Source organism: Streptomyces sp. SLBN-8D4, assembly GCF_049739545.1.
Classification (GTDB): domain Bacteria; phylum Actinomycetota; class Actinomycetes; order Streptomycetales; family Streptomycetaceae; genus Streptomyces; species Streptomyces canus_C.
The window spans coordinates 7,650,375-7,671,090 of the sequence record NZ_JBMGQC010000001.1 but is presented as its reverse complement, the minus strand read 5'-3'; the positions used below and the strand labels follow the sequence as shown (position 1 = coordinate 7,671,090).

Genomic DNA, 20,716 nt, shown 5'->3' with positions numbered 1-20,716 from the left:
TGATGGGTATATGGGCCTGTTCGTCGGCACGTCGGGGTGGCAGTACAAGGACTGGCGGGGCGTCCTCTACCCCGACGGCGTCCCCGTGCGGCTCTGGCTGGAGGAGTACACGGAGCACTTCCCGACGGTCGAGATCAACAACGCCTTCTACCGGCTGCCGAACAGGGAGACCTTCGAGGCGTGGCGCGAGCGGGTGCCGGGGGACTTCGTGGTGGCGGTGAAGGCGAGCCGGTACCTGACCCACATCAAACGGCTGAAGGATCCCGAGGAGCCGGTGCACCGCCTGATGAGCCACGCGGAGGGGCTGGGCGACCGACTGGGCCCGGTGCTCCTCCAGTTGCCCCCGACCCTGCGCGCCGACACGGACCTGCTGGACGCCTGCCTGGCCTGTTTTCCCGCGTCGACGCGGGTCGCGGTCGAACCCCGACACGCCTCCTGGTGGACGCCCGCGACGCGCAAGGTCCTGGAGGCCCGCGGCGCGGCCCTGTGCTGGGCCGACGTCCGGGCCCGCCCGGTGAGCCCCCTGTGGCGCACCGCCGACTGGGGGTACGTCCGCTTCCACGAGGGCCGGGCGCAGGCGTGGCCGCACTACGGCAGACGGTCCCTGGAGACCTGGGCCGGGCGGATCGGGGACACCTGGGCCGGGGACGAGGACGTCTACGTGTACTTCAACAACGATCCGAACGGTGCCGCCGTGCGGAACGCGAAGCTGTTCGCGTCTCTGGGTCAGCCCCGACCGTAGGCCGCCCGCAGCGCGTCCCGTACGGCCGCCAGGGCATCGCCCTCCGTCAGCCCCAGTCGCCGGGCCCGCTCCACATAGGCCTGGGCGGCCGACGCGAGTTCCCGTTCCGCCGCCGAACCGGCCGCGGCGACGAACGTGCCGTTGCGGCCGCGCGTCTCGATCACCCCGTCGCTCTCCAGCGCCCGGTACGCCTTGGCGACGGTGTTCGCGGCGAGCCCGAGCGATTCCGCGAGCCCCCGCACGGTCGGCAGCCGGTGCCCCACCGGCAGCACCCCCGCCCGCGCCTGCTCGGAGATCTGCACCCGCACCTGCTCGTACGGCGGCGCACTGTCGTCGATGTGGATCTTCAAGGTCACTAGCCGATTGTCCCGCACCCACCGGAAAATGTGAGGCACCGGTGCGGGCTCCCCCCGTAACGTGCGCCTTCATGACCGTGATCGTGCGCGATCTGCGCCCCCAGGACCCGGCCGATGTCGAGAAGTTCGCCCATGTCCGCCATCTGGCCATCCCCTTCATGCTGTGGACCCCGGCCGGTGTGCTGCACCGCCTCGTCCACACCCACCCGGACGCGCACTACCGCTGCCTCGTGGCCGAGGAGGACGGCGAGGTGATCGGCACGGCCCAGCTCGGCCTCGCCCATGACAGCCCGGAGCCGGGCCAGGGATATCTCAACATCTATGTGCACCCGGACCGCACCCGGCGCGGTGCCGGCGCCCTCCTCGTACGCACCGCCGAGGAGCACCTGGCGGCGCACGGGGCGACCACGTTGTTCGCCTGGGTCCTGGACGAGCCGCAGAACCGGGTGTTCGCCGAGCGGCACGGCTACCGGCCCAGCCGTTCCGCGCACTTCCTGCGCCTGGACCTGGCGAACGGCGCGCTGCCCACGCTCCAGCCCCTTCCCCCGGGCGTCGAACTGCGCACCGCCGCCGACTTCGCCGACGACCCGCGGCCCTTCTTCCTGCTGGACGCGGAGACCGCGGGGGACGAACCGAGCGACGTGGGCACCGAGTTCACGGACTACGAGGTGTGGGTCGAAGAGTACTGGAAACACCCTCTCCTCGATCGCGCCCTGACCACGATCGCCCTCGTCGACGGCCGTCCGGCCGCCTTCAGCGCCGCCCACACCGACGGCGCCGGCCGCTACGCCACCGCCATGACCGGCACCGCCCGCGCCTTCCGCGGCCGCGGCCTCGCCAAGCTCGCCAAGAACGCCTCCCTGCACCGCGCCCGCGCCGCCGGCTGTACGGAGGCCTTCACCGGCAACGACGCCGCCAACGAACCCATGCTCGCGATCAACAAGTGGTTCGGATACGAGATCTGCGCCACGGAGGTACGTCATGTCCGCGAACTCACCTGAGCCCCTGCGGCGGGTGGACGTCGTCCTGCTCAAGGCGGGCCGCACGAAGATCCGCTACGCGGCCGAGCTCCTCACCGACGACGGCAACCGCGTCACGGTCCGCGCTCCCTGGGCGGGCGAGGGCGTCCGTGACTTCGGCTTCGTCCGCTTCGAGCCGGGCGACGTCTTCACCGAGCACTACTGGCGGGACCGCTGGTACGCCGTCAAGGAGGTCCGCTCCTCGGACGGCACCCTGAAGGGCTGGTACTGCGACATCACCCGCCCGGCGACACTGGACGGCGCCGAGCTGGTCGTGGAGGACCTGGACCTGGACCTGTGGGTCTCGGCGGACGGCACGGAGGTGCTGCGTCTGGACGAGGACGAGTTCGAGGCAAGCGGTTTGACGCAGACGGATCCCGAGGCGGCTTCGGCGGCATGGGCGGCTCTGAACGAACTCGAGACACAACGCCGCTTCCCACCCCTCTAGTCGCCCCGCACCACCACCGCATACCGCTCGTCGTCCACGTCCTTCCCCCACAACACGGATTCCTCCGAGAGCCGCTCCACGAGCACCCGCCCCCCGAGCGGCTCCGCGAGCGCCGTCACCGTCTCGGCAGCTGTCCCGAAGGCCCCCCACACCCCCTCCACCAGCACCAGCCGCCCGCCCGGCCGCAGCAATCCCCACCACTGCCGCAGCGCCCGCCCGGGATCCGGCAGCGCCCACAGCACATGCCGTACCAGGACGACGTCGAACCGCTGCTCCCCCACCGGGGGCAGCGCCGCGTCACCGATGAGGAACACCGCGTCACGCCCGGCGAGCTTCGCGCGGGCCAGGTCCACCATGGCCGGGGAGAGATCCACCCCGGTCACCCGGTGCCCCTGCTCGGCCGCGAGGAGTGACAGACTCCCGGTCCCGCACCCGAGGTCGAGGACGTCGGACGCTCTTTCCGGGAGCCACCCCCGCAGCCGCTCGGCCCAGGCCCCGCGCACCTCGGGGTCCCGCAACCCGTGATCCGGCTCCTCGTCGAAGGATCCCGCCTCGGCGTCCCAGTCCACGCCGTCCACGCCCCCACCGTCACTGTTCTGCGTCATGCACCCAAGAGTGACACCCGCCACTGACAGTCGAATCGTGACAGCCGCCACTGACAGACCGGCGACCGATGAGGAACTCTCCCCGAAAGCGTCTACCTCCGTGCGAACGCGGAACTCGGTAGGCACTGAAGGAGGCAGCCATGCGCCGCACCACCGTGCAGAAGCCCCTGAAGAGGACGGACGCCCGGCGACTCCCCGAGGAGGCCGACGAGCGCCCCGCGGGACGACCCGAGGTCCGCAAGGACATCGCGCGGACCTGGTGGCCCGACGGCTGACGGCGGCAGGCATGCTCCGTGTCGGACCAGTCGCCTGCGGTAGTGGACGCGGTCACAGGACCCGTCCACTCGCCGTTCCAGGACCTCATAACCGCCGCGTGGTCCCGCGCGTCGGACGTCCTCGTTCGTCGTGCGCGCACGCCACCTACCTGATCTCCGTCTCAGCACTCCCTTAAGAGGGCCATAAAGATCGCCACCGACCGTCACAGGCTGGGGATTTCAGGGTTTCTTTGATCCGGCACCCATTGGTACCGGTTCCGAGGAGATCCCCCATGCCCGCACGCCGCAAGGTCGCAGCCGTCGCCGCCGTCGGCCTGGCCCCCTTCGCCCTGGCCGCGTTGGCCGCCGCGCCCGCGTCCGCGCACGGTTCGATGGGCGACCCGGTCAGCCGGGTCTCGCAGTGCTACGCGGAGGGTCCCGAGAGCCCGAGGTCCGACGCGTGCAGGGCGGCGGTCGCGGCTGGGGGTACCCCCTCTGGGGGAGGCACCCAGGCGCTCTACGACTGGAACGGCATCCGCATCGGCGACGCGAACGGCCGGCACCAGGAGCTGATCCCGGACGGCAGGCTGTGCAGCGCGAACAACGACGAGTTCAAGGGGCTCGACCTGGCCCGCGCCGACTGGCCGGCGACGAGCGTGAACAGCGGGTCGTACACCTTCAAGTACCGGGTGACCGCCCCGCACAAGGGCACCTTCAAGGTGTACCTCACCAAGCAGGGCTACGACCCGACGCAACCTCTGGCCTGGGACGACCTGGACCTGGCGAACCCGGTCGCGACGGCCACCGACCCGGTCGCCTCGGGCGGTTTCTACACCTTCTCCGGCACCCTGCCCCAGCGCTCCGGGAAGCAGCTCCTGTACGCCGTCTGGCAGCGCTCGGACAGCCCGGAGGCGTTCTACTCCTGCTCGGACGTGGCGTTCGGCGGCGACTTGGGTGGCACGGCGGGCGGTTCGACGCCGGCTCCGAGCGCCTCCGCACCCTCCGAGGAGCAGATCGAGGACGGCACCGGCAAGTCGACGGTCGAGCACCACGGGCACGGTGACGACGACGCCGGTACGTCGGCGGAGCCGGTGGCCACCGGGACGGAGAGCCACCCCGCCCCCGACGTGCGGGCGGCGGGCACTTCGCCGAAGCTCGCCGAGACGGGCGGCGACAGCGGCACGGCGTATCTCGCGATGGGCGGCGCCGCCACGCTCGCGGTCGGCGCGGCGGTCCTGTTCGGCTCGGTGCGCCGGCGCGCGGTGAACGACGGCGGACGGAAGGGCCGCTGACCGAATGAACTCCGGGGCCTGACCGGCGGCTCAGGCCGGACAGGCCCCGGCGGCGCTCAGCTCAGCGCCGACGCGCAGGTGGTGGCGGTGGCGTGGGCCGGGTCGAGGGCGTTGGCCACCTCGTGGAAGGCGATCCGGTCGAACAGCCCGATGGCCACGTGCTCGGAGAGGTCGAGCGGGCACAGGTCCTGGAGCAGGACGTTGTGGACGCCGGACCCGCTGAGGAACTGGCTCCGGTACGGCGTCACGACCTCGTCGTACTTGGTGGCGAGGACCGTGTACTTGACGCCGGGGACGGTGTCACCGCCTTCGTTGAGCTTGGTCAGGAAGGCGGAGCCGACGACCTGGTCGGCGAGGGCGGGGGTGTTGGTGGTGAGGAAGTCCCCGACACCCGGGAAGTACGGCAGCAGGTTGGTCAAGCCCGACAGGGTGGTGCCGTGGTTGTCGGGAGCGATGCCGACGAGGGCGTTCACCTTGGCGGCTCCGCCCAGGAACCTGAGGTAGTAGCGGGGCATCAGGCCGCCCTGCGAGTGACCGACGAGGTCGGTCTCGGCGGCGCCGGTGGCGGTGAGCACCTTGTCGACGAAGGTCTTCAGCTGCTCCGCCGACTTGTCGATGGGGCCGAGGCCGCAGAAGAGGGGCACGCCGGAGAGCTGGCCGTAGTCGAAGGAGAAGACGCAGTAGTCGCGGCTCTCCAGATACGGAGCGAGGGCCAGCCAGTTGTCGACGGAGTTCGCGAAGGTGCCGTGTACGAGGACGACCGGGTGGGGGTGGGCGGCGGAGGGCTTGCAGGAGTAGTCGTTCCAGCCCCTGCTCGGGGCGTCGGCCGCCTGGGCGGCGGTGGCGGCGGGGACGACGGCGACCGTGGCGGTCAACAGCAGGGCGGCGAGGGGTCTGAGCAGTCGTTTCCAGGGCAGCATCGGGTGATCTCCTTGCGGCTCAAGGGAGTTGCGATGGCCGTACGCCCTGTGACCCGGATCACGAGGATGCTGTTCAATTCGAAAGTTACGGACGAGTAGTGCACTTGTGAAGTTACGCGTCAGTAAAAACTTCCAGTGCTAACCATTTCGCATGCATCTGCTGATGAACCATCACCAGGCGGGCCTGATGGGACCATAGGGAGCGATACGCCCCAATCGCTCGCGCAACGCGCGCACTTCACCCTCACCGAGTACGTCGGCCCACGCCCGCACGGCCTCCGCCGCGGCCTCCTCGGCCGCACGGGTGCAGGCCCAGCCCCGCTCGGTCAGCACGACGAGCCGGGCCCGCGCGTCCCCGGGATGCGGCCGCCGCTCGGCGTAGCCCTTGCGCACGATCTCGTCGACCAGCTGGCTCGCGGCCTGCTTGGTCACTCCGAGATGGCCGGCCAGCTCGGTGACCGTGGCCCCGTCCGGCGCAAGCCGCGCGAACGCGAAACCCCAGGCGGGCCGCGCCTCGAACCCCCGGGCGACGACCCCGTCGTTGATGCGCTGGGTCAGATCACCGGCGGCGGCGAGCAGGGTGGCGGCGAGGGCGAGGGCTTCGGAGTTCTGCACCCAGGCATTGAAACACCCTTGACGAATTGGTCAAGCAGCTTGACTATGGAGCCATATAGTCAAGCTGCTTGACCATTTACGACTCGGAGGTCCCGCATGCCCGTAGTCCGCTCGTCCGATGCCGTCACCCACGAGATCCACGGCGCCCGTTTCGTCTCGTACGCCACCCCGCTCAGCGGCGCCAAGGAGCTCTGCGCCTGGCGCGGCGAGATCCCCGCGGGGACGAAGGCGCCGGCGCACACCGTCAACCGCGAGGAGATCTTCCATCTGCTCATCGGCGAACTCCGGATCACCCTCGACGACGCCACGCACCGGATCACCGCCGGTGACACCGTGATCGTCAACCCCGGGGTGACCTTCGCCGTCGAGAACCCCACCGATCACACCGCCCTCACCTGGGTCACCACCTCCGTCGGCCTGGAGGCGACGCTGGCGGACGGCACCCGTATCACCCCGCCGTGGGCCAACTGACCTACGCGGCCAGCGTCCCCGGCAGCACCGCCAGCGGTCCGAACCTCGCCCGGGCGCGGTCCGCGGCCTCCTCGATACGGCGGAGCTTCTCGTCGGTGGGGTCAAAGGTGAGCTGGTGGGAGGCCTGTTCGGCGGGGTCGAGGCCCTCGGCGCGCAGGGAGACGGAGCGGACCCGGGCGCGCTGGAGACCGAGGGCCTCGTACATGCCGTAGGCCGCCCTGGTGAGGGCCGCCGAATGGGCGGTGGGTTCGCCGAGGGTGCGGCTGCGGGTGGTCGCGGTGCGGTCGGCGTAGCGGACGGTGAGGGTCAGGGTGCGGCAGACCTTGTCGAGGGCACGCAGCCGGGAGCCCAGTTCCTCGGCGGCGGAGAGCAGGGCGCGGCGGTGCTGGTCGGGGTCCAACTCGTCGCGGGTGAAGGGGCGTTCGCTGGCGAGGGAGCGGGAGACGCCGTTCGGGACCACCCGGCCGCGGTCCACGCCGTTCGCCTTCTCGTGCAGTTCACGGGCGGCCTTGGCGCCGACCAGGCGCTGGAGTGTGGACAGGGGTGCGGCGGCGACCCGGCCCAGGGTGTCGAGGCCGTACTCGCACAGGACGCGGGCGGTCGCGGCGCCGACGCCGGGGAGCGCGGCGACGGGCCGGCCGGCGAGGAAGTCCGCCGCCGCGCCCTCGGGAACCGCACAGGTCACCCCGGGCCGGGCGTCCTTCAGTGCCATGCGGGCCAGCATCGGCCCGGGCCCGGCGCCGATCGCGCAGTCGACGCCGTGCAGGGCGAGGGCGCGGACCCGGATCACCGAGGCCAGTTCGACCGCGTCCCGCTTGAAGTACCGTTCGGCGCCCCGCAGATCGGCCAGTGCCCGGTCCGGCGGCAGCGCTTCGACGACCGGCGTGAACTCCTCGAGGAGGCCGAGCAGTTCGGGCAGGGCCGCCTCCCGCGTCGGCGGCAGCTGGAAACGTACGCAGAGGATGGTCATCCCGCACTCCCCGGACTCTGGTGCCACAACTTCCGTACCTGTGATGCCTCTTGACCCGCCGGTCGCAGATCGGCCCACGGATGCAGTTCGTATCCCGTCGCCATGTGGATTCGCCTGCCGCCGGTCGGATCGTCGGCCTCGCCACCGGGCCGCCTTGCCGGCACCGGCTCGGCCAGCCGTGCCGCCACCGCGTCGAGGCCTTCCCCGTCCCGCAGTTCGACCAGTTCGGCGAGGTTCCAGGCCGCCGCGCCCACCACACTGAGGCTGCGCGGGCCGCGCCGCTGCACCACCCCGCGCACCAGCAGCAGCCAGGAGTGGAAGACGGTGTGCGCGCAGGCGTCGTGGGAGTCGTCGAAGAAGGCGAGGTCGACCAGTCCGGTGCCGTCGTCCAGGGTGCTGAAGATGACCCGTTTGCCGGACCGGATCGGCGGTGTCTGGGTGGCCGCCTTGGCCCCCGCGACCAGCACGGTCTCGCCGTGCCGTGCCTCGCGCAGCCGTCGCGCGCTGACCACGCCCAGCTCCTGGAGGAACTCCTGGTGGTCGTCCATCAGATTGCGCGAGACGTCCATCGACAGCACGCCCAGCTCGGCGCTGAGCTTCTCCACCGATGACAGGTCCGGCAGTCCCGCCGGAGCCGTCTTCCGCCCGCCGGCCAAGGGGAGTTGGCCCCCGCGGCCGGCGCGTGCGCCCCGGTGCAGTTCGGTCAGGTGCAGTTGCAGGTCCCGCCGGTTGGCACCGAAGGCGTCCAACGCGCCGACCTGGGCCAGCCTTTGGGCCACCGGACGGCTCGGCCGCCCCCGCTCCCAGAAGTCCAGCAGTGAGGCGTACGGCTGCCCCTCGGCGATCCGCGCCGCCTCGGCCTCGCTGATGCCGTGGACGTCGGAGAGGGCCAGGCGCAGCCCCCACACCGAAGGGGATTCAGACACCAGTTCGATCCGATGGGCGACCCCCGACTCGTTCACGTCCAACGGCAGGATCGGCACCCCGCGCCGCCGCGCGTCCGCCAGCAGCAGCCGCTTCGGGTACATGCCGGGGTCGTGGGTGAGCAGCCCGGCGTAGAAGGCCGCCGGGTGGTGCGCCTTCAGCCAGGCCGACTGGTACGTCGGCACGGCGAAGGCGACCGCGTGCGCCTTGCAGAAGCCGTACGACCCGAAGGCCTCGACGATCTCCCAGGTCCGCTGAATCGTTTCCGCGTCATAACCGTTCGCCGCCGCGTGCTGCGCGAACCAGAACCGGATCCGCCCCTGCGACTCCGGGTCGGACAGCCCGCGCCGCACCTGGTCCGCCGCGCCGCGCCCGCACCCGGTCATGATGTCGACGATGTCGATGATCTGCTCGTGGAAGACGACGACCCCGTACGTCTCCTGCAGCGGCCGCTCCAGGTCCGGGTGCGGATACCGGACGGGCGCCCGCCCGTGCCGTGCCTCGATGAACGGCCGCACCATGTCGGCGGCGACCGGTCCCGGCCGGAAGAGCGAGATGTCGACGACCAGGTCGTGGAAAGTGGCCGGCTGGAGCCGCCCCACCAGGTCCCGCTGCCCCGGCGACTCGATCTGGAAGCACCCCAACGTCTCGGTGGACCTGATGAGTCGGTACGTCGCCGGGTCGCCCGGCGGTACCGCGTCCAGGTCGACCCGCTCCCCCGTCGCCCGCTCCACCTCCGCGACCGCGTGCGCCATCGCCGACTGCATCCGCACGCCCAGCACATCGAGCTTGAGCAGCCCGAGGTCCTCGACGTCCTCCTTGTCGAACTGCGACATGGGCAGCCCCTCACCGCTGGTCGGCACGACCGGAGTACGGCGGAGCAGGGACGCGTCGGAGAGCAGCACCCCGCACGGATGCATGGCGATCCCCCGGGGAAGGGCGTCGAGAGCCTCGACCAGCTCCCACAACCTGCCGTGACGCTGCTTCTCCTCTGCCAGCGCCTTGAGTTCGGGCAGCTCCTCCAGTGCCGCGCGGGCGTCCCGGGCCCGGATGTGCGGGAAGGACTTGGCGATGCGGTCGATGTCGGCGGGGTCCATGGACAGGGCCGCCCCCACGTCCCGGATCGCGTGCCGCACCCGGTACGTCTCCGGCATCGAGACGGTGGCGACCCGCTCGGTCCCGAACCGCCCGATGATCGCCCGGTAGACCTCCAGGCGGCGCGCGGACTCCACGTCGATGTCGATGTCGGGCAGGACGAGCCGCCGGGTGGACAGGAACCGCTCCATCAGCAGCCCGTGCTCGACGGGATCGGCGTGGGCGATCCCCAGGAGGTGATTGACCAGGGAACCGGCGCCGGAGCCGCGTGCGGCGACCCGGATCCCCATGTCCCGTACGTCGTTGACGACCTGAGCGACCGTCAGGAAGTAGGAGGCGAAGCCGTGGTGGGCGATGATGTCCAGTTCCTCGTGCATCCGCTCCCAGTACGCGCGCCTGCCCGCGTACCCCTTCAGCACCATCCCGGCCGCCGCCCGTGAGGCCAGGGCCCGCTGGGCGCCGCGCCGGCCCGCGCCCACGAGGTGCGGCTCGGGGAAGTGGACGGTACCGATCCCGAGGTCGTCCTCCGGGTCGACCAGGCACTCGGCGGCCGTCGCCTGCGTCTGCTCCAGCAGCCGGTACGCGGTGTCGCGCCGGAAGCCCGCGGCCTCGACGATCCGCTCCGCGGCCGCCAGCATGGCGCCCTCGTCCTTGAGCCAGGCCTCGCCGGAGTCCAGTTCCTTGACGGCGCCGACGGGGACGAGACGGCGGGCGGAGTCCAGGACGTCGGCGACCGGACCCAGTCCGGGGTCGGCGTAGCGTACGGCGTTGCTGAGCACGGGCCGGATCCGCTGCTCGGCGGCGAATCCGACGGTACGGGCGGCCAGCCGCAGCGAGCCGGGTCCGGTGCCCTCGCGTCCGTGCCAGACGGCTTCGAGGCGCAGGGCGTCGCCGTAGATCTCCCGCCAGGGGACGAGCAGCCGGGCGGCCCGGTCGGGGCGGCCGGCGGCAAGGGCCCGGCCGACCTCGGAGGCGGGCCCGAGCAGCACGGTCAGGCCGTCCCCCCGGTTCTCCGTCCGGGGTACCAGCGGTGTGCCCCGCTCCTCCTTGTCGGCGTGAGCCACCGTGACGAGCCGGCACAGGTCGGCCCAGCCGCGGGCACCGTCCCGGGCGAGGAAGGTGACCCGGGGAGCCGACTCGTCGACGAAGGCACCTCCGCGCACGGGAGCACGGCGCCGCTCCTGTCGTACGGGCTCGGCCTCCTCCACGGCCAGGCCCGCCCCGAACAACGGCCGCACCCCCGCCTTCGCACAGGCCTTGGCGAACCGGACCGTGCCCGCGAGGGTGTCGCGGTCGGTAAGGGCGAGGGCGTCCATTCCCCGCTCGGAGGCGCGTTCGGCGAGGCGCTCCGGATGCGAGGCGCCGTAGCGCAGGGAGAACCCGGAGACGGTGTGCAGATGAGTGAAGCCAGGCATCCGCACCTCCCGCTCTCGAACATCAGTTCCCTATCGCCTCGCCTCCACCATAGACCAAAAACCGAACATGCGTACGACAGCGTTCGAGTCGCCTCTCACCTGCGGAAACGGCCTATTCGGACCCGGATGTGTCGGTCTCGGCGGATTCCTCGGCGAGAGGCTCGGCCGCGGCGGTCGGCCGGGCCCCGGCGGTCCTCGCGCGCTGCGCGGTCTCCAGGGCGTGCAGGCGCCGTTTGATGTCGCGGAGCTCGGTGAGAAGAGTGTCGGGGCGGTTGATCCTGGTCACGGAGTACTCCTCGGGTTCATGGGGCGCCGGTGGCGGGAGTGACGGTCAGCTGGACCTGCTCCTCACCCGCGTCGTTGCCCGGGGTGACCTCGATCCCGGTGATCCGTACGCCGAACCGGGTGCCCTCCGGAAAGAACACGTCCTTGATCACCACGAGGGCGTCGTCGCCGACCGGGTAGGAGCCGAGCACGGGTTCCCGGTCCGCGCGCACGGTCAGCTCGGGCAGGACAACGGGGGCCGAGACGGCGGCAAGGGCCGAGCGGGCCTGGGAGCTCCCCGAGGGCGAAGACCCGGGTCGCGGTGGAGGCGCCGTCGGCCGGCCAGGTGTAGCCGATGAGGTTGGCGCCGCACTCCCACACGCTTCTGCACAGCGTTTCCCTCGAAACGTTTGACTGTGAAGGCACCTGACTACAAATCAACTTCCGTCGTTCAAAGGCAAGTTGAGCCCCAGGAACCGCAAACGCAACGTGCGGTCTCGAACGGATAACGATGGCAGGAGACGTGAAAGCCCCGCCCCCCACACAGGGGGACGGGACTTCACACGCCACCGGACCGTCGAAGCGTCAGCCGATCGACGCCCCGGTCGCCGACAGCGCCTCCGTGACCGGCTGGAAGAACGTCTCCCCACCGGAGGTGCAGTCACCGCTGCCACCGGACGTCAGCCCGATCGCGCTGCTCCCCGAGAACAGCGACCCGCCACTGTCCCCCGGCTCCGCGCAGACATCGGTCTGGATCAGCCCGTTCACGATGTCGCCGTTGCCGTAGTTCACCGTCGCGTCCAGGCCGGTGACCTTCCCGGAGTGCACCTGGGTCGTGGACCCGCTGCGGGTCACCGACTGGCCGACTGTCGCCGACGCCGCCCCGGTGATCGCCTGCGCGGACCCGTTGTAGAGGTCCACCTCGCTGGGATGGGCGACCTGGGCCGTGTACTTGACCAGGCCGAAGTCGTTGTCCGGGAAGCTCGACACCTCGTTGGTGCCGATCTGCTTGCCGCTGGAGTCCGACCACGTCGAGATCGCCTCGGTGCAGTGCCCGGCGGTGAGGAAGTACGGCTGTCCGCCCTTGACCACGTTGAACCCGAGCGAGCACCGGCCACCGGATCCGCTGATCGCGTCACCGCCGGCGATGAAGGGCTTGAACTCCCCCTTGGTGCGCTGGAGTTCGGCCATCGATCCCAGCCCGTCCACCACCTTGGCGAGCTTGGCCCACTCGGCGGCGGAGACCGTGCGGTCGGCGGTGACGACGACCTTGTTGGTGGTGGGGTCGGTCACCCAGGACGTCCCCGGGACGGTCGCGTCGTCGGCGAGCGTCGTACGCGCGCTCTTCAGTTCGGCGAGGGAGTGGGAGACGACTCTGGCCGTGGCCCCGGCCGCCGAGACGGTCCGCGCCGCGTCCTCGTCGAGGACGTTCACCACGAGGCTCTTGGTCTTCGCGTCGTAGAACGTTCCCGCCGCGTCCGCGCCGAGTTCCGTCCCGAGCGTCGAGGCGAGCTTTCCGGCCGCACCGGCCGAGAGGGTCTTGATCTGGGGCGAGGCCGGCGTCTCGCTGGCGTTCGCAGTCTGCAAGGTGACTCCCGCTGCGACCAGCGCGGTGATACCCGCACCTGCCACGACGATCCGCCGCCTGGGTATGCGTCGGTGCTTCAACTCGCGTCCTCCTGTGGGGGGGCGGCCCGGAGATTGTGGGGATCTCGCGGGCCGGAAGGCTGGTTGACGAGCCCTTACTCTTCCGAACCCCACAGGGGGCGCACAAGGGTGACTTCCGGACGCGCGTAGAACGCGGTTGTGCGCCCCTGCCATTTTTGACAGTTCACGGTCAGCCCAGGCCGTTCACGCTGCAAACACTACGAGCGAGTAACACCTCATCAGCCCGTGAGGTCTAGTCCTGTCCTGAATTCGACCCCTCGGCATCCGGATCCGGCCGGGACTCGAGAGGCGGAGGTTGCTCCTGCACCGGTTGCTGTGGTGTCGGCGCCGCCCGTTCCAGGAACCGCAGCAGCTCGACGGGGAACGGCAGCACCAGCGTCGAGTTCTTCTCGGCCGCCACCGCCACCACCGTCTGCAGCAGCCGCAGCTGCAGCGCGGCAGGCTGCTCCGACATCTCCTTGGCCGCCTCGGCCAGCTTCTTCGACGCCTGGAGCTCCGCGTCCGCGTTGATGACCCGCGCCCGCCGCTCCCGGTCCGCCTCGGCCTGCCGGGCCATGGACCGCTTCATGGTCTCGGGCAGCGAGACGTCCTTGATCTCGACCCGGTCGATGGTGACGCCCCACTCCACCGCGGGGCTGTCGATCATCAACTCCAGTCCCTGGTTGAGCTTTTCGCGGTTGGACAGCAGATCGTCCAGCTCGCTCTTGCCGATGATCGACCGCAGCGAGGTCTGCGCCATCTGCGCCACCGCGAACCGGTAGTCCTCCACCCGGACGACCGCCTCGGCGGGCGCGGTCACCCTGAAGTAGACGACGGCGTCCACCCGCACCGTGACGTTGTCCCGGGTGATGCCCTCCTGCCCGGGCACCGGCATGGTCACGATCTGCATGTTGACCTTCCGGAGCTTGTCGACGCCCGGAACGATCATCGTGAACCCCGGCCCGCGCACGTCCGGCCGGAGCTTGCCAAGGCGGAAGACCACGCCCCGTTCGTACTGCTTGACAACCCGCGCGGCCGCCATCGCGTACACCGCTCCGGCGCACGCGAGCGTCACGCCCGCCGCCACCAGCTCCTCGACCATCACGACCCCCAGGGTCCGAACCAGGCGCTCAAGGTGTGTACTTCGACGGTAACTCCGCTCTGTACACAAAGGGGAGACGGAGGACACGGGTGGTCCACGACATCAGGACACAGGACGGCCGCCGGCTGGGAGTCGAGGAGTACGGCGACCCGGACGGCAGCCCGGTCATCCTGCTGCACGACACCCCGGGCTGCCGCTTCGGCCTCGTTCCCCGGGACGTCGTCGCCGCCCACCCGCACCTCCGGCTCATCGCCTACGACCGCCCGGGTTACGGCGACTCGGACCGTCTGCCGGGCCGCCGCGTGGCCGACGCCGCCCGGGACGTGGCGGAGCCGACCGGTGCCCTCGGGCTCGGCCGTCTCCCGGTGCTCGACCAGCCGGCCACGCCGGCGGCATCCCGCACGCCCTGGCCAGCGCCGCGCTGCCGCGCCCCCGGACGCGAGGGACCTGCGCTGGTTCGACTGCATGGCCGCCTCCCAGGTCGAGGAGTTCACCCGGGCGCTCACCGACCCTCTCGCCGTCGCCGAGTGCCTCGCCGCCCGCGCCGCCGACATCCGCCGCGACCCCGCGCAGCTGCTGGTCTTCCTCGGCGACGGGCTCACGGACTCCGACCGGCGGACCGTCTCCGCCCCGGCGGTCGGCGAGATGCTGCTGCGCTCCTACCGGGAGGCGCTGCGCGGGTCGTCGTACGGCCGGCTCGACGACGGCCTCGCCCTGCTCGGCGGCTGAGGCTTCGACCCGGCGGCCGTCACCCGGCCCGTGCTGCTGTGGCACGGGGCCCAAGACACGTTCTCCCCGGTCGGCCACTTCACCTGGCTGGCGGACCGCATCCCCGGGTCCGGCCCGTCCTCCAGCAGGACGTCGGCCACTTCGGCGCTCTTGAGGCCCTGCCGGCCGTACTGGACTGGCTCTGCGCGCCACCGGAGCGGACCGTCTCATGACCGCGACGAGCCCCCGTACGGCGGATGCGTACGGGGGCTCACCAGGTACCGGCCGCGGTTCAGGCCGCTGCCGGGCCTAGAAGACGCTGACGCCGTAGGCGCTCAGGGCCTCGGTGACCGGCTGGAAGAAGGTCGTGCCGCCGGAGGAGCAGTTGCCGCTGCCGCCGGAGGTCAGACCGTAGGCGATACCGCTGTTGGAGTAGAGCGGGCCGCCGGAGTCGCCGGGCTCGGCGCAGACCGTGGTCTGGATCATGCCGTAGACGACGTCACCGCCGCCGTAGTTGACGGTCGCGTTCAGCGCGGTGACCCGGCCGCTGTGGATGCCGGTGGTGGAACCGCGACGGTAGACCGTGGTGTTCACGGACGGGGTGGCGGCGCTGGTGATGTCGACGCTGCCGACGGTGCCGGAGATCGACGAGGTCGGGTAGCTCGACGAGTACTTGACGAGGCCGTAGTCGTTCGTCGGGAAGCTGGAGCCGGCCGTCGAACCGAGGGTGGTGGTGTGCCCGGAGTTGGACCACCAGGTGCCCGCACCGTCGGTGCAGTGACCGGCGGTCAGGAAGTAGTAGGTGCTCCCGCTGCGGACGTTGAAGCCGAGGGAGCAGCGCCAGCTACTCGCATAGATGGCGTCGCCGCCGGAGATCAGCTTGTTGAACTTGCCCGGGGTGTGCTTGATCGTGAGCGCGTCGGCGTTGCTGCCCGCCTGCTCCTTGATCTTGGCGATCTCGGCCTGCGAGACCGTGCTGTCCACGGTGACGACCACACGGTTGGTCTTGCTGTCGACGGCCCAGGCGGTGCCCGGGATGTCGGCCTTGAGGACCGAACTGCTGGCGCTCTTGAGTTCGGCGGTGCTGAACGGGGTCGCAGCGGTCGCGTTCGCGCTGGGGACCGCGATCGCGGCCGCGGCCACGAGGCCGGTGGTTCCGGCGATCAGCCGGGTCCGTCTCGTAATGCCACTGCGGGGGTTGGTGCGCTTGATCCTCACGTTTCGTTCCCTCCAAGGGAAGTCGGGGGCCCGCGTGGGGTCGGGGCCCGTGAGGCGCAGTCAGCGACACACGGGCGTCCGGTTTTCGAACACGCCGTGCTCCTGACAAGCGCTGAGGGGGAGTATTCGGCCGAACGGACGGTCGGCGCAAGGGCGCCTTTCGGCCGTCAATCTTTGAAAGACCTTTGTGCTTCACAGGGAACGGCCACGCCTCGAAACCCGTCCCGCTCCCCCGCCGCGAGGGCGCCGTCGAGGGCCTTCCCCAGCGGTAGAAAGCGGCAGATGCGGTGGTCGGCGAAGTGACAGGGCGCCAGTGGCGCTTCCTCGACACAGACCGTCGTACGGCCGCCGGTGTCCGGCACGGACGGGTACGGAACCCGGAACCGGCGGCTGCCGTTCCCCCTCACCGCATCGCCGAAAACAGCCCCCGCCGAACTACCCGCTCCGGTGGGCGGGGACGGCGAGATCCAGGTGCTCCCGGAGCGTGCTGCCCGGGTAGAAGGTGCGGAACAGTCCGCGGTGCTGGAGCAGCGCCACCGTGCCGTTGACGAGCCGTTCCAGGTCCCGCAGCGGTTCGGCGGGGGTGAGGTGGAAGCCGTCGACGACGCCCTCGCCGTGCCAGGTGGCGATCAGTGCCGCGAGGTCGACGGGGCCGCCCCGGTACAACGGCCCCTGCGCGGTCTGGCGGGGCCCGCCCCCGCCGTGCCCCGGCGCGGCCGCGTGCTCGCCGTCGCCGAGGTCGACGAGGAGACCGGCGAGGACCCGCAGTTCGTCGGGGCGGCGCCCGAACTCGACTGCCATGGCGTGGAGTTGATCGCGTTCGGCGGCGGCCTGCGCGGCGCTCGCGGCGCGGACGAGGGCCACGTCGGCGTACCGGGCGGCGGTTCTGCGGGCGGTTTCGTCGGTGGCGTCGACCACGCGGACCGGGTGACCGCGCGGGGGCCGCGGACCGTCGGTCGCCATGTCCCGTGTCTCGGTGTCGTCCTCCCGTCCGTCCCACAGTTTCGCGGCCACGTCGGCGACTTCACCCCTCTCCCGGCGCAGTGGATCGGCCGGTGCCGCGCCTCGGCGGCCGGAGAGGCGGGCCTCGGCCCCGGTGGCCGAGCTGTCGATACGCCAGCCGGCCCGGCCCCGGCTGACCCGGTCGAGGGTCGCGACGGCGGCCTGGACGTGGAAGAAGTCGGAGGGGGTGGTCGTGACGGTGGGCACCAGGCCGATCCGGCCGGTGGCGGACGCGACCCGGGACAGCACCGCGAGCGCGTCGAGGCCGGGCCGGGCGAGGGTGTCGTCCAGGGTCACGAAGTCGAGCCCGCCGCGCTCGGCGAGCCGCGCCGCCTCGACGTAGGGAAGCGCGTCGTACGCCGACGGCTGGTCGAGGGCGGCGGCGAGGTGCACGAGCCCCCGGCCGTGCGAGGAAGCCATGTGGGGGAATCCTTTCGGGGGAGAATCCGGCCCGCCGCGGCGGGGAACAACCACGACCGCGCGGACCGGCGGCCGTCTCGCACCGGCGGCTCAGGCGACCGCACGACCGGCGAGCTCGCCCAGGAACCGCAGTGCGGCCCGCGCGGTCGCGTCGTTCTGCCGGAACGCGGGCCCGCCGGTGCGCGGCCGGGTGAAGGCGCCGGGTGTGCGGCCGTCGGTGTGCGGCCCGAGGGCGAAGCGCCGGGGGTGCGGGTGCCCGGACCGGTCCAGGAGCCGGCCGTCGGCACGGTCCACCCGCAGCAGCCCGTCCGGACTCTCGGCGGCCCCCTCGTCGTGCAGCGCGCGCAGCAGCGGATCGAGGGCCCGCCGGACGGTCGGCTCGGGCAGCCGGGCCTCGACCAGGGCCCGCGCCTCGACCGTGTGGCCCGGGACGGTGGGGCTCGACGCCCGGAACACCCCGTCCTCGCCGCGGACCTCCATGTCCGCCCCGACGAACCTGAGCACCCCGGCCCGGGACAGCGCGAGCAGCTGCCGCAGCCGGGGGCCGGGCGGCCCGGAGGCCAGATAACTGAAGAACCCGTGCCACCAGCCACCGATGTCCCCGAGCCGCACCAGCTGCCCGTAGACGGAAAGGAGTCCGAGGAACACGGCCAGGTCGGGGCTGTACCGGGGATCGTGCCGCCGGCTCAGATCGGCCTCGACATACTCCCGCAGCCCCTCCTGGAACTCCTCGTGCGTCGCGTACCGCTTCCCCTCCAGCGGCCGGTCGAGCGCGGCGAGGTCGAGCCGGTCACGGGGATCGGGCACGGCGGAGGCGACCAGGGTCTCCCGTTCGAGGGCCACGTCGACGGCCGCGTACTTCTCCTCGAAGTCGGTCCAGGACATCGCGGTCCGCTCCGGGTGCACGGTGAACAGCCGGTGGTAGTGGGCGAATCCGAGCTCCTTCTCCACCAGCGGCCACACGTCCCGCCGGAAGTCGACGCCCCCCGGCCGGGCGAGCAGCCCGTCGATCCGGGCCGGCCCCAGGAAGCGGGGCAGCGGCGGCCGCTCGCCGGTCCAGTCGTAGCCGATCTTCGAGTGGTACGGCACCCCGCGCCGCGATCCGACGTGGAGGACCGGCTCGCGCCCGGACGGGACATAGGCGTCCCCGTCGTACCGTCCGCCCCGGCCCTCGGTCAGCAGCGCCATCAGGTCGACGAAGGCGAGCCCGAACCCGCGGACCAGGACCGGTTCGCCGGGCGCGAGCGCGGACAGGTCGCTGTCGGCGGTGAAGTCGGGGGGCAGGTGGACGAGGTCGTGGGTGCGGGCGTACGCCGCCAGGTCCCGCTGCTCCTCGTCGAGTTCGGCGTCGAGGTGGCCGAGGGCGAGGACGACCAGGTCGGCGAGGAGCGGGCGCGGTCGGCCCTCCAGCCAGACCTGCTGGCGTCCCTCGCGCGGTCCGCTCACCCGCAGGGCACGTCGCGGGTGGTGGTGGACGGACACGGACGGCGGCAGCGCGGCCACCGCCTGCTCGTGCACCCAGCGCAGGTACGCGCCCTGGAGCTGCCGGTCGGCGAAGGTGCGGCCGTCGATGCCGGCCCACTCGTGCAGGGTGGGGCCGGGGCGCACGGGTCCGGCCATGTCCACCGTCTCGTCGGTGAACATGGTGACGTCCTCGGCGTGCGAGTTCATCCACAGCAGCGGTGACTGCGCCGCGCGCCAGATGCGTCCGGCGCCGGGCTCGTGTGGATCCACCAGGTGCAGGTCGAGGCCCGAACCGTCGTGGAGCTCGGGGGCGTTGGCGGCGATCCGCTCGATCAGACCGGTCCCCCGCGGCCCGGCTCCGACGATCACCAGCGAACGCCTCATCGGGTGCGCCCCGAACCGTGGGCGTCATGTCTGTCCGTCGGCGGACCGGTCGGCCGGAGTGCGGCGGGGGCTTGGGCAAGGGTGTCGGAGGACATGCGAAGGCTCCGTGACATCGAGTCGGTCGAACTCGGACGGGTGCCTTCACACGGACACAAGAGATACGGCCGAGCCCCTCAGCAGGGCCGTATCCGCCGAGAGTACGGGGCCGTTTCCCCGCACTGTCAAGGTTGTCCACACTGTGAGCCGTACGTCTCAGGCTGGTTGACGCCCCACCGAATGCCTGTTCCACTTGCCTCATGCACCCACAGCAGTGGCTGGTCAAGCGCTCCCACATCGACTTCGGTCGCGTGTGGTCCTCTTCCTGTTGAGCCGACCCACTGCTCGCCCTGCTTCCGGCGGGGCGCCTTTCGCGTTCTCCTCCTCCGCCTTCACACGGGCCCTCCCCTCACCCGGTGTTCCTCGCATCCAGCAGACCGCTTCACCCTGATCACCGCGGAGTCCCCTTCTCGACGGACTTGGCGATAACGACCCGCCTCTGCGGCCGAAAAAGAATCTCCAGCGGCCTGAAGCGCCGTCAGAACCGATACCCGCAAGCCGACGGCGGCGGGCCCGGCGAATCCGCGCACGGTGAATCCCCGTGGCCGGAACGGCGTTGAGCAGCGGATTCGTCCCGACGGTGCCGTTCACCCGTACGCGCCAGCCCTCACCCGTACGCCGTGAAATCATATTTCACTCACAGTCAGCAGCCGTATGGGACACAACCCTTGGGGTACCTGGGCTCTCGACGTATTCGCTGTGCACCAGTACCGTCACAAACCCCCCGCGCGGCGGCTATTCACTTGGCGCGCGATCCGCATCATGGATGACCATAGGGATACAAGAGCAAGACAGACCGCTGTGAGAGGAGGCGTCCATGGGATCGGTGCGCAAGGCGAGTGCCTGGCTGGGCCTCGTTGACGACAACGATGACGAGCGTTACTACGACGACGACGGATACTCCGAAGGGACCGAGCCCGGGGATGCCTGGGTCACCGACCCGCGGGTCAAGGTGGCCTCGGACGTCGCCGAGGAGAAGGGCCGCCGGATCGGCACGGTGACCCCCGACAGCTTCAGAGACGCCCGCGCCATCGGCGAACTGTTCCGGGAGGGCGTCCCCGTCATCATGAACCTGACCGCGATGGAGGCCGGTGACGCCAAGCGCGTCGTCGACTTCGCGGCCGGACTGATCTTCGGGCTGCGCGGTTCCATCGAGCGCGTGTCCACCCGGGTGTTCCTGCTGACCCCCGCCAACACCGAGATCGTGAACGGCGATCCCGCGCAGCACCGCACGGACGGCTTCTTCAACCAGAGCTGAGGCAGGGCCGCTCGCCGGCCCTGCCCC

The 20,716-nt window shown here is 71.3% G+C and carries 20 protein-coding genes and 1 pseudogene; 8 read left to right on the top strand and 13 right to left on the bottom strand.

Going from position 1 to position 20,716, the window contains the following annotated elements; genetic code table 11:
* Positions 1-10 precede the first annotated feature (10 nt).
* Positions 11-742: a DUF72 domain-containing protein gene (locus RKD20_RS34870; protein ID WP_424881179.1), complete on the top strand. Its 732-nt coding sequence runs from the start codon at positions 11-13 to the stop codon at positions 740-742.
* Here the strand turns inward: RKD20_RS34870 and RKD20_RS34865 are convergent.
* Positions 727-1,098 (bottom strand): GntR family transcriptional regulator, encoded by a 372-nt coding sequence (locus RKD20_RS34865; RefSeq protein WP_424881178.1) that lies wholly within the window; start codon positions 1,096-1,098, stop codon positions 727-729. The genes RKD20_RS34870 and RKD20_RS34865 overlap by 16 nt on opposite strands.
* Positions 1,099-1,169: 71 nt before the next feature.
* Between RKD20_RS34865 and RKD20_RS34860 the strand changes: the two genes are divergently transcribed.
* Both RKD20_RS34860 and RKD20_RS34855 read left to right on the top strand, forming a co-directional pair.
* Entirely contained in the window at positions 1,170-2,099 is a 930-nt protein-coding gene (locus RKD20_RS34860; RefSeq protein WP_424881177.1) for an N-acetyltransferase family protein, read from the top strand.
* Entirely contained in the window at positions 2,080-2,565 is a 486-nt protein-coding gene (locus tag RKD20_RS34855) for a DUF402 domain-containing protein (protein WP_424881176.1), read from the top strand. Before RKD20_RS34860 ends, RKD20_RS34855 begins: the two co-directional genes overlap by 20 nt.
* On the opposite strand, the gene RKD20_RS34850 is transcribed toward RKD20_RS34855, so the two are convergent.
* Positions 2,562-3,170, bottom strand: a complete 609-nt coding sequence (locus tag RKD20_RS34850) for a class I SAM-dependent methyltransferase (protein WP_424881175.1) — start codon at positions 3,168-3,170, stop codon at positions 2,562-2,564. The genes RKD20_RS34855 and RKD20_RS34850 overlap by 4 nt on opposite strands.
* A 140-nt stretch (positions 3,171-3,310) precedes the next feature.
* On the opposite strand from RKD20_RS34850, the gene RKD20_RS34845 reads away from it, so the two are divergent.
* Both RKD20_RS34845 and RKD20_RS34840 read left to right on the top strand, forming a co-directional pair.
* Positions 3,311-3,445 carry a hypothetical protein gene (locus RKD20_RS34845; RefSeq protein ID WP_020117828.1) on the top strand — a complete coding sequence of 45 codons (135 nt, stop codon included), beginning with the start codon at positions 3,311-3,313 and terminating at the stop codon, positions 3,443-3,445.
* Positions 3,446-3,717: 272 nt separating this feature from the next.
* Complete coding sequence (locus RKD20_RS34840) at positions 3,718-4,716, top strand: lytic polysaccharide monooxygenase auxiliary activity family 9 protein (protein WP_424881174.1); 999 nt, start codon at positions 3,718-3,720, stop codon at positions 4,714-4,716.
* Between the two features lie 56 nt (positions 4,717-4,772).
* On the opposite strand, the gene RKD20_RS34835 is transcribed toward RKD20_RS34840, so the two are convergent.
* Positions 4,773-5,636 (bottom strand): esterase/lipase family protein, encoded by an 864-nt coding sequence (locus RKD20_RS34835; RefSeq protein WP_424881173.1) that lies wholly within the window; start codon positions 5,634-5,636, stop codon positions 4,773-4,775.
* Between the two features lie 171 nt (positions 5,637-5,807).
* Entirely contained in the window at positions 5,808-6,251 is a 444-nt protein-coding gene (locus tag RKD20_RS34830) for a MarR family winged helix-turn-helix transcriptional regulator (protein ID WP_424881172.1), read from the bottom strand.
* Between the two features lie 96 nt (positions 6,252-6,347).
* Between RKD20_RS34830 and RKD20_RS34825 the strand changes: the two genes are divergently transcribed.
* Positions 6,348-6,722, top strand: a complete 375-nt coding sequence (locus tag RKD20_RS34825) for a cupin domain-containing protein (RefSeq protein ID WP_359432511.1) — start codon at positions 6,348-6,350, stop codon at positions 6,720-6,722.
* A gap of 1 nt (position 6,723) precedes the next feature.
* Here the strand turns inward: RKD20_RS34825 and RKD20_RS34820 are convergent, their stop codons facing one another.
* The 6 genes from RKD20_RS34820 to RKD20_RS34795 form a co-directional block, all read right to left on the bottom strand.
* Positions 6,724-7,692 (bottom strand): DNA polymerase Y family protein, encoded by a 969-nt coding sequence (locus tag RKD20_RS34820; protein ID WP_424881171.1) that lies wholly within the window; start codon positions 7,690-7,692, stop codon positions 6,724-6,726.
* Positions 7,689-11,126, bottom strand: a complete 3,438-nt coding sequence (locus RKD20_RS34815; protein WP_424881170.1) for a DNA polymerase III subunit alpha — start codon at positions 11,124-11,126, stop codon at positions 7,689-7,691. The genes RKD20_RS34820 and RKD20_RS34815 overlap by 4 nt, the downstream gene beginning before the upstream one ends.
* 112 nt (positions 11,127-11,238) lie before the next feature.
* On the bottom strand, positions 11,239-11,412 hold the full coding sequence (locus RKD20_RS34810; protein ID WP_424881169.1) for a hypothetical protein: 174 nt from the start codon (positions 11,410-11,412) through the stop codon (positions 11,239-11,241).
* 16 nt (positions 11,413-11,428) lie between these two features.
* Entirely contained in the window at positions 11,429-11,623 is a 195-nt protein-coding gene (locus RKD20_RS34805) for a hypothetical protein (protein WP_424881168.1), read from the bottom strand.
* 352 nt (positions 11,624-11,975) lie between these two features.
* Positions 11,976-13,058, bottom strand: coding sequence for a S1 family peptidase (locus tag RKD20_RS34800; RefSeq protein WP_424881167.1), 1,083 nt, complete (start codon positions 13,056-13,058; stop codon positions 11,976-11,978).
* A 232-nt stretch (positions 13,059-13,290) separates the two neighbouring features.
* Positions 13,291-14,139 (bottom strand): slipin family protein, encoded by an 849-nt coding sequence (locus RKD20_RS34795; RefSeq protein WP_424883390.1) that lies wholly within the window; start codon positions 14,137-14,139, stop codon positions 13,291-13,293.
* Between the two features lie 89 nt (positions 14,140-14,228).
* Here RKD20_RS34795 and RKD20_RS34790 point away from each other — a divergent pair.
* Positions 14,229-15,080 (top strand): annotated as a pseudogene (locus RKD20_RS34790) (alpha/beta fold hydrolase).
* A 76-nt stretch (positions 15,081-15,156) separates the two neighbouring features.
* Here the strand turns inward: RKD20_RS34790 and RKD20_RS34785 are convergent.
* The 3 genes from RKD20_RS34785 to RKD20_RS34775 form a co-directional block, all read right to left on the bottom strand.
* Positions 15,157-16,065 carry a S1 family peptidase gene (locus RKD20_RS34785; protein WP_391188079.1) on the bottom strand — a complete coding sequence of 303 codons (909 nt, stop codon included), beginning with the start codon at positions 16,063-16,065 and terminating at the stop codon, positions 15,157-15,159.
* A 435-nt stretch (positions 16,066-16,500) separates the two neighbouring features.
* Positions 16,501-17,487, bottom strand: a complete 987-nt coding sequence (locus RKD20_RS34780; protein ID WP_424881166.1) for an LLM class flavin-dependent oxidoreductase — start codon at positions 17,485-17,487, stop codon at positions 16,501-16,503.
* Positions 17,488-17,577: 90 nt separating this feature from the next.
* A complete protein-coding gene (locus RKD20_RS34775) occupies positions 17,578-19,335 on the bottom strand; it encodes an FAD/NAD(P)-binding protein (protein ID WP_424881165.1) in 1,758 nt (585 codons plus the stop codon).
* A gap of 913 nt (positions 19,336-20,248) precedes the next feature.
* On the opposite strand from RKD20_RS34775, the gene RKD20_RS34770 reads away from it, so the two are divergent.
* Complete coding sequence (locus RKD20_RS34770) at positions 20,249-20,689, top strand: cell division protein SepF (protein ID WP_020117855.1); 441 nt, start codon at positions 20,249-20,251, stop codon at positions 20,687-20,689.
* Positions 20,690-20,716 lie beyond the last annotated feature (27 nt).